Raw genomic sequence first — 8809 nt, 5'->3', positions numbered from 1 at the left:
CAAAAATTTTTACTACTTCAATATTAGATAAATAAAATTTTGACTAGAACCGGGTTATTTTCCTACAACGCGGTTCTTTTCTTGTTATTTCTTGTATGGTTATTGCAGGAATTGAGTTGACTAGTTAAATTCTAACGATTTTTTTCGAAATCCTCATGGTTAAATCGTTGCGGCGTGGTTATTTCGATATCCCCGTGGTTAAATTGATTTCTGCGTGGTTATTTCGAAAATTGGCTGGTTAAATCATTGCGACGTGGTTATTTCGGATTCCCCGTGGTTAAATCGGATTCTTCGTGGTTATTTCAAGAATTGGCTGGATAAATCCTTTCACCGTGGTTATTTCGAATTTCCCGTGGTTAATTCGCATTCTTCGTGGTTATTCCGGGAATTAGCTGGTTAAATTGTATTAATTCTCTAGTTAATCTTACAGTAAAAGAAACTCCTGTCATTAAAATCAAAACTCCAGCCAAGGACCAAACACTTCCCCAGCCGGATAAGTAAACGGTGTTATAGTAAATAGTAACGCAGTAATGGTCGTACTATGGTACCAAGTTAGAGTCTGATAAGGATATAGCCAATCGTAACGTTACATTCACCCACAAGCCTTTTCGATAAATCATCCTCCTTCTAAGTCTTGTTCGATATAAATCTTACTCGGATTGACTTTCTCTTTCGATTCTGTATTTTTCCCTCGTCGCTTCACCTCCCCTGATATGACGTATCGATTTGTGATATTCCAAAATTTCTTTTACTTGTTTTGCAAGTTCTGCGTTTATTTCTGGTAAACGTTCTGTCAAATCTTTATGAACCGTGCTTTTCGAAACACCAAATTCTTTCGCTATCATACGGACAGTTTTTCTTGTCTCTACGACATATCTACCTATCCGGATAGTCCTCTCTTTGATGTAATCATGCACACCGGTCGCCTCCCTATGTTGATTTTCTGAGGTGTTAAGTGAGACAAGGTGCGGTGTTGACATGTTATTACGATTAAACAAGGACGTTTGGATCCGCCAATGTATTAGAAACTACGACACTTGTTTAGCTTCATTTCCCAAAAGTGATCTACTTCTATTTTTAATTGTGACAAACGAAAGTGGGCTTTCAGTCACCGTCAATTTTCTATACGAAAAACTTATTTTTTGGTTTAATATGTATAAATGCTACTTATTTCTAAAACATTCATTATCATCAATATAAGTTTTTCTTACGTCAAACGTGACTTGCCCATTTTGCGATAACCATGTACCATTTTCAGATTCATTATCCGCTTTCCCCAATTCTATGGGTCCGCATCTTTTTAGGAAAATATGAAACAGTGAAAGCTAATACGATCTGTTCTACTTATAAAAAAGATTCACTAACTCGCACCCCAGATATTTAGCGATTACTCTGTTAATCATATTTTATTAACAATTAATTTTGTTTATGATTAATTTTGAGCTTTTCTAAGAAAGGACAAGGAGTTTAACCTGAATTTTCTATAATTTTTATTGGAGATTCACCTGCACTGCTAAAAAAGGACAAAAAAAAGCCCCTCTTAATATATTAGGGCTCATTCTTCTTATTATTAGCTGATATGCCAATTTTTCTTTATAATTTTTTAAAACTTATGCAGTAATTGAGAAAGATAAATTTTGGTTTGCTTCCGCATCTTCTTCTTCAGAATCCTCTTCAGCGTCTTCTTCGTTTTCTTCCTCTTCATCTACATCAACGTCTGAATCTGTTCCAGTTTCAGCGTCTTCTTCATTTGCTTCAGATTCCTCTGCATTTTCTTCTTCAGCTTGTGGCTCTTCTTGTTCTTCAACATTAAAATCTACCAACTTATTTAATGGCTCATTGAAAAATTCTTCTGGGTTTACTTCTGTTTCCCCTTTTCGAATTTCAAAATGAACATGTGTGCCACTATCCTCGCTGAATAAATTTTTCCCAGCAGTACCTAGTTTATCACCTTGTTTTACATCTGCACCAGGTTCAACAGCTACTTCTCCTAAACTTGCATAGTATGTTGTAATATCTTCACCATGAGACATTACAACAACATTTCCGAGAAGTGGATCTTCTTTAACTTCTGTAACTGTTCCACTTAAGGAAGCAACTACGTCAAAAGATTTTCCATCACTTGATGCAATATCAACACCTGTACTCTGATAGTAGCGATTGTTATATAGAGTTAGACCTTTTTCTTGATCTTCTTGTTCTGCGTTGTAATCGTAAAATTTAGTTACTATTTCTGTTTGCACTTCATCATCTACAGGCATTTTGATTACTTCTTGTTGTTGTAAAACAGATTCTGCATCCTCATCAAAATAACTTGGATTAGAACTATCTGATTGTTCGTTATCATCCAGTCCTTCTATTAAATTACTTTGTACATTTTGGTACCAGACAACTCCAGTTAGAAGAAATGCGGCAAGTACAATATATAGCGCTGGGAAAAACCATTTCTTCTTGAAAATACGAGTCCATTTCTTTTTGGATTCGTTTGGAACTTCTTTCATATTTATCACCTCATCCACCATTGTGAACAGAATCAGAAAAATATATACATAAAATAAATAGATTTTTCAAATTTTATTGATTCTTTCTTAGATTAAGAGAAAATACCTATTGCTTTAATAATATAATCTGTTATAGTTAAGTTGACTTAATTATTAAAGGGGGTTAATTGTCGATGGAAAATTTACATGTAATTGTAAAGGAAATTAATGATGCAACCCAATTTATTAATAATCAAATTTACCAAAGATACAACGAGTTACTCGATGAGAATATTACCTCTGCGCAAGATCTGCTATTAACAATCATTGATACAAACACAAATTTAACGATCCGAGAAATTGCCGATAAATTAGAAATAACACCGAGCGCTGCGAGTCAGCAGGTTTCAAAACTAGAAGAAATGAACTATCTAAAAAGGGAAATAAATAAAAAAAACCGACGAGAAATCCTTGTAAGTTTAGCAGTCAAAGGTGCCGAATATATTAAGAAACAAGAAAAAATTGATCTTATTATTACGGAAAAATTATATGCTCAATTAGGCGAGGAAAAATTAACCCAATTTCGAAACATATTATTAGATTTAAAACAAATTACAATTGATGAGATGAAATAATGATTTCTTTTATCTCGCAAAATAGTTAAGTTTAATTAAATATTAAGTTCATTAAATTAAGGAGGAGTAGAAATGATCAAAGAAAGTACCATCCATTTAATGAAAAAAGAAGCATCCCGAGCTAAAAAAGCCAGTATTGTCGTCGGTATGGTGAAGAACGGGGAACGGGAGTATATTGGACTGCTTGAAGACGAAAATAAACGTGTCGATACAGATTTAGGAGATCTATATTTTGAAATCGGCTCAACAACAAAAACATTTACTAGTTTATTATTGGCGAAGTTACTTACTGAAAATATTATTTCATTAGATGATCCAATTAGTAAATATAAACTAGAGTACAAACAAGCACTAACTTATAACGGAAAAGAAGTAACCTTTCGCCATTTGGCAACACACACTTCGGGTTTGCCAAGAGAGGACATGAAGACGATTCGAAGACAACTTAAAGAAAATAAAGAAAGGAAACGTAATCCATATAAAGATTTTTCCCCAGCTGATTTAGAGCGATTTTTTACGACTTACAAAATAAAAAGAGAGATCGGAAAAAAATTCGTTTATTCGAATATTGGGCTTGGCTTACTTGCCAATACATTATCCGACATACTTGGCATGACGTATGAAGAAACGATTAAAACGGAGATTTTAAAACCGTTAGAAATGAACGATACATTTATTACAGTAAATGAGTCTCATCTCGATCGATACGTACAAGCATATGACAAAAAAGGTAATTTAGTACCCCCTATCGAACTTCCTGCTATTAATGGTGCTGGAGCAATCAAAAGTACAATGAATGATATGCTGACATATGTAGAACATCAAATTGGCGTAAAAGATAGCCCGTTACGTGAAGCGATTTCTCTAACACATGAAAAACAATCTGTTCAAGCTACTAAACATCTCGAAATGGGATTATGCTGGATGATCGAAAATAAAAAGTGGGCTGAGACTCCGGTTATTCATCATGGAGGAACGACTGTAGGTTTTCACACTTACTGTGGGTTTATGAAAGAACACAAGCTAGGTGTCGTAATTTATTCCACTATACAACTACCATTTGTAAGACTATTAAAAATGATCATTGGGTTAGAAGAAATGGTAAATGTGAATATTGCAGATTCTATTTTTAAATCCCATTTACCTTATATAAAATCTTAAAAGAGAGCAAACATAAATGTCTGCTCTCTTCTCTGCTTTATTTTGCCACGAGTGCCGGGGCCGCTTCTGTAATTGTTTCTATTTCCACATCTTGATAATAATAAGTTAAGATGTCTTCATAATCTTTTCCTTCCTCTGCCATGCCGTTCGCTCCATACTGACTCATACCTACACCATGGCCGTACCCCTTTGTAGTAAAAATAAGATGTTCATTTTTTTGTTTAATCGAAAAGTCATTTGATCTTAACCCAAGCATATCTCTTACTTCCCGTCCTGAAAAAGTCTTATCTTGAATGGTTAATTCACTTACACGATTACTTTCAGTCCGTACTATTTTTATTGGGATGGATACACCTGCCTGTAAAGAAACACCTAATTTACTGCTGATTTCATCAAGTGTAAATACGATTTGTTCTGTAAAATCCGGATGCTTTTCTTCCCAATGGCTCTCAACACTTTTTAAATACGGTAACTCATTACCCCAGTAATTTTTTGCATCTTCCGTATACCCATTGCTCATTGAAAAAAATGTAGGAGTAATCGGCTGCTGATCATAAGTAATTATTTCATTTTTCGTTGCTTCTACTGCTTCATTTACTTTTTCCATTTTCCAATGATAGTCAGAACCTAAAGTCTCTTTTAATTCAGCATCATTTTTATAAACTTGGTGCTCTGTTGTATCAGAAATGACTACTTTTTCTTCCTCTTCTTGATGCAATAAGTGATTTACAATATATGTTCTTGCTGCAATTGCCTGTGCCTTTAATGCTTCCATTTCAAATTCAGCCGGCATTTCAGATGCCACCACAGATGCCACATACTTTTCTAGTGGAATCTCTTCAACTTCCCCTGATTCTGATCTTTCCACAAAAACATTCAACTGGGACACCTCAATATCTTCTTGATCTACTGTGACTTCCATAATATTATCTTCTGTGAAAGTGTCCGACTTCGGAATCATAACAATTAGAGTCGGAATTAACACAATCGTAAACAAGAGGATTGTAAAGAATACCAATCCTACTATATTTCGGGTAGTATTTTTAGAAGATAGAGGGTTGTTACGATTGGATATTGCTTTTAATACCTTTTTTCGACGACGCTTTGTTTTTGATTTAGCTCCTTTAAACGTTTTTATTGGTATTCCCTCCTTGCTTAATATTAAGTCTAGTAAATCTAGTGTTATATTAAAATATATACACTTTCCCTAGTTTTTAGAACCTATTTAAATGATTTCATAGATTTTAAATGAACAACCAAAAAAATAACAGATAGAAATTCTACCTGTTATTTACTAGTTATAATTATATGATGAAGTTGTTTTTTTATACCTAAATTATGGGATTTCAATCGCAATATTTTTTGCATTAAAATCAAGTTTAATTACATTATCCTTCGCTTCTTTTTTATCATTTTTTATTCGCTGAATATCTGCACCGAGTCGATTTAACTTTTCGGCAAAATCTACATAACCGCGATCTAAATGTTTAAGCTCTGTTACTTCTGTTTGTCCCTCTGCACAAAGACCGGCTAAAATTAATGAAGCTGCAGCTCGTAAATCTGTCGCTTGCACTTGGGCACCTTGTAAGTTACATAATCCCTCTACAATTACACTACGACCTTCTATTTTCATATTCGCATTCATCCGACGGAATTCCTCGACATGCATAAAACGATTTTCAAATACCGTTTCTGTTACGACACTTGTTCCTTTTGCCCGTAACATAGCTACCATCATCTGTGATTGCATATCAGTTGGAAAGCCTGGATGTGGTAAAGTTTTTATATCTGTAGCTTTTAAAGTTTCTGGTCCTTTGACGCGAACGCCATTTTCTTCTTCTGTAATTTCCACACCCATTTCCCGTAATTTTGCAATTAACGGTCTAAGATGTTCTGTCACGACATTTTCCACTAAGACATTTCCACCAGTTACCGCAGCAGCAACCATAAACGTACCTGCTTCAATCCGGTCTGGGATAATCGTATGTTCAACTCCATGAAGCTTCTCTACTCCATGAATTCGAATTGTTTCCGTACCTGCACCAACAATTTTAGCACCCATTTTATTCAAATAATTTGCTAAATCAACTATTTCAGGTTCTTTTGCACAATTTTCTATAACTGTTTTTCCTTCTGCCAAGCTTGCTGCCATCATAATATTTTCTGTCGCACCTACACTTGCAACATCTAAATAGACTGTTCCCCCTTGGAGTCTTCCATCTACATAAACTTCTACAAAGCCATTGCCAAAGTTTACTTTTGCTCCCATTGCTTCAAACCCTTTTAAGTGAAGATCAATTGGACGAGATCCGATCGCACATCCACCAGGTAAAGCAACTTTTGCATGGCCATATCGCGCAAGCAGTGGACCTAGAACAAGTACAGAAGCTCTCATTTTCCGGACATATTCAAAAGGCGCTTCTGTCTCTAATGTATTTGTGGCATCAATAATTACTCTATTATTTTTGAATTGGACTTTCGCGTTTAAATTTCTTAATACCTCGTTTATTATATATACATCGTCTAAAGTTGGAACATCATAAATTACACTTTTTCCTTCGCTCGCAATTAAACTTGCTGCCAGTACGGGAAGAACTGCATTTTTTGCTCCTTCAACTTTAACATTCCCGTTTAATTTCTTGCCACCTTTTACAACGATTTTATCCATCTGACAATTCTCCTTCAATTTCTGTTCAGTATATTAATATTCATTCAATATCATAGGCGTTCCTACAATTATTTCTGTTTTATTTTCTGTGATTTTTTTCAAAGCTATTTGGAAATTTATTTTTTCGTTATTTACAATAATTTCTTCTCCTAAAGAAGGAGAATAACCATAGAATTCTTTTTCGTATATTGATTGTTGAACATTGTCATACTGTTCTTTCCTATGTACAACTTTCATTTTCTTCCAAAATTCGTCAAATAAAGACCCATTTTTAATTATACCACTGACATTGAACTTTAAACAAGTGAAATTTCTGGTAAATTTTATATTATAATCTCTTTGTAAGTCTTTCGTTAAGCGACTGTAATAATTGTAAATTTTGTCGTTCCATTCATCACCAGAAATTATTGTCTGCAATGTTACCTGATCCTTGCTATTTTGCTGAATGATAGCTCTAAATGAATGATCGATTAAATCATTCGTTTTTTTACTCTCAAATGTATATATTACCGCATTTTTATTTTTTGATAAAGAGACAAAGTGACTATTTTGTAACATGTTTAAAATATTGTCAAAATCATTTTTAGAAATGTCATTAATGGATACTACTTGCCAATTTTTTAAATCCCAACCTTCTTCTTGACCCGCCTGTGCCAGTAAAGATAACTCTTGATGGGCAACTTCATTAATCGGTGTTTGGCTTACCAATATAAACGTACATATTAAGAAAATAAATTTTTTCACGAAAAATTCCCCCTGTCATTATCATTCAGTATGTACAGGAGGAATTTATTTAAACGAGACAAATATTTACATGAATCAACATCGAAATCAAAATAAATAAATTAGATCTTGGGACCATTGAATAATATCTAAAACAAATCTACTTACGCCAGTCCCAATAACGATTGCGATAAAAATAAGAATAATCCGCGCTTCCGTAATTTTATTTTTTCGAACAAATGGTTCGACATTAATTCCTTGCAGTGCCGTCCATGCAATATAGATAAATATAACATGTGACAACATCCCAATAATTGAGAAATAGCCAATTGAAATCATATTATCACCTAACTTCTCTTCTTATTTATACCGTCAACAATGCCATGAACATATGGAAAAGTCAATGAAGAAATAAACTAATGAGGTCATTAAATGGTCGAGACTTTATTAAGTTTTTTTCAAATTACAAAATATTTAATATAAAAACGACGTTTGTCGAGTGAACCCTAACCTTTTACGTCGAAAATAATAATAATTAAAACATTTCCCGGGAAATAGCGAATATTGTGTGAAAAATATAATGTTTATTGAAATTGGATCAGAGGATTTTGTCGTTATGCATATTTGAATGTGAATTATATCTGTATTTTTGTATATATAGGATCCGTTTAATCCGGTCGGTATCCAGCTAATTTTCTATTTCATCATTGTAGGATCATCGGTTTTAACGATAGGACTAACGGAAGAAACATAAGATATCGGTTTATCCACGAAATTCGAGATTTAACCACGAAGTTTCCGATTTGTCCATGGGAAATAAGAATTAACCACGGAAGTACGCGTTATCCACGCAATTCAAGATTTAACCACGAAGTTTGCCGGGTTGTCCACGGAAAACAAGATTTAAACACAGAAGTATGCGTTATCCACACAATTTACGATTTATCCACGAAGTTTTCCGATTTGTCCACGGGAAATAAGAATTAACCACGGAAGTACGCGTTATCCACGAAATTCGTGATTTAACCACGAAATTTCCGATTTGTCCACGGGAAATAAGAATTAACCACGGAAGTACGCGTTATCCACGAAATTTACGATTTAACCACGAAATTTCCGATTTGTCCACGGGAAATAAGATT

8 protein-coding genes are annotated in these 8809 nt (G+C 34.0%); 2 read left to right on the top strand and 6 right to left on the bottom strand.

Annotation, left to right across the window (positions count from 1 at the left end):
* Nucleotides 1–650 precede the first annotated feature (650 nt).
* On the bottom strand, nt 651–917 hold the full coding sequence (spoIIID, locus tag ACPYKA_RS15805; protein ID WP_336261116.1) for a sporulation transcriptional regulator SpoIIID: 267 nt from the start codon (nt 915–917) through the stop codon (nt 651–653).
* 693 nt (nt 918–1610) lie between these two features.
* Nucleotides 1611–2501 (bottom strand): peptidoglycan DD-metalloendopeptidase family protein, encoded by an 891-nt coding sequence (locus ACPYKA_RS15800; protein WP_479543181.1) that lies wholly within the window; start codon nt 2499–2501, stop codon nt 1611–1613.
* A 173-nt stretch (nt 2502–2674) separates the two neighbouring features.
* Between ACPYKA_RS15800 and ACPYKA_RS15795 the strand changes: the two genes are divergently transcribed.
* The gene (locus ACPYKA_RS15795; RefSeq protein WP_479543180.1) at nt 2675–3115 is read left to right on the top strand and encodes a MarR family winged helix-turn-helix transcriptional regulator; all 441 of its coding nucleotides are present in this window, start codon (nt 2675–2677) and stop codon (nt 3113–3115) included.
* A 72-nt stretch (nt 3116–3187) separates the two neighbouring features.
* Nucleotides 3188–4276: a serine hydrolase domain-containing protein gene (locus ACPYKA_RS15790; RefSeq protein ID WP_479543179.1), complete on the top strand. Its 1089-nt coding sequence runs from the start codon at nt 3188–3190 to the stop codon at nt 4274–4276.
* A 37-nt stretch (nt 4277–4313) separates the two neighbouring features.
* Here the strand turns inward: ACPYKA_RS15790 and spoIID are convergent, their stop codons facing one another.
* The 4 genes from spoIID to ACPYKA_RS15770 form a co-directional block, all read right to left on the bottom strand.
* On the bottom strand, nt 4314–5294 hold the full coding sequence (spoIID, locus tag ACPYKA_RS15785) for a stage II sporulation protein D (protein WP_479543178.1): 981 nt from the start codon (nt 5292–5294) through the stop codon (nt 4314–4316).
* A gap of 318 nt (nt 5295–5612) precedes the next feature.
* The gene (murA, locus tag ACPYKA_RS15780; protein ID WP_479543177.1) at nt 5613–6944 is read right to left on the bottom strand and encodes a UDP-N-acetylglucosamine 1-carboxyvinyltransferase; all 1332 of its coding nucleotides are present in this window, start codon (nt 6942–6944) and stop codon (nt 5613–5615) included.
* 33 nt (nt 6945–6977) lie between these two features.
* Nucleotides 6978–7688 (bottom strand): YwmB family TATA-box binding protein, encoded by a 711-nt coding sequence (locus tag ACPYKA_RS15775; protein WP_479543176.1) that lies wholly within the window; start codon nt 7686–7688, stop codon nt 6978–6980.
* Nucleotides 7689–7775: 87 nt separating this feature from the next.
* Nucleotides 7776–8006 carry a DUF1146 family protein gene (locus tag ACPYKA_RS15770; RefSeq protein ID WP_479543175.1) on the bottom strand — a complete coding sequence of 77 codons (231 nt, stop codon included), beginning with the start codon at nt 8004–8006 and terminating at the stop codon, nt 7776–7778.
* Nucleotides 8007–8809 lie beyond the last annotated feature (803 nt).

The sequence above is a fragment of the Pseudogracilibacillus amylolyticus (SeqCode) genome (assembly GCF_051918545.1).
In the GTDB taxonomy this organism is placed as follows: Bacteria; Bacillota; Bacilli; order Bacillales; family Amphibacillaceae; genus Pseudogracilibacillus.
The sequence above is the reverse complement of the archived record's forward strand: the minus strand, read 5'-3'. Positions and strand labels throughout refer to the sequence as shown.

Bases quoted from the DNA above. Each gene is read 5' to 3' on its own strand.
- ACPYKA_RS15770 (WP_479543175.1), bottom strand. From the start codon at position 8,006: ATGATTTCAATTGGCTATTTCTCAATTATTGGGATGTTGTCACATGTT.
- ACPYKA_RS15795 (WP_479543180.1), top strand. From the start codon at position 2,675: ATGGAAAATTTACATGTAATTGTAAAGGAAATTAATGATGCAACCCAA.
- ACPYKA_RS15790 (WP_479543179.1), top strand. From the start codon at position 3,188: ATGATCAAAGAAAGTACCATCCATTTAATGAAAAAAGAAGCATCCCGA.
- ACPYKA_RS15800 (WP_479543181.1), bottom strand. From the start codon at position 2,501: ATGAAAGAAGTTCCAAACGAATCCAAAAAGAAATGGACTCGTATTTTC.
- murA (WP_479543177.1), bottom strand. From the start codon at position 6,944: ATGGATAAAATCGTTGTAAAAGGTGGCAAGAAATTAAACGGGAATGTT.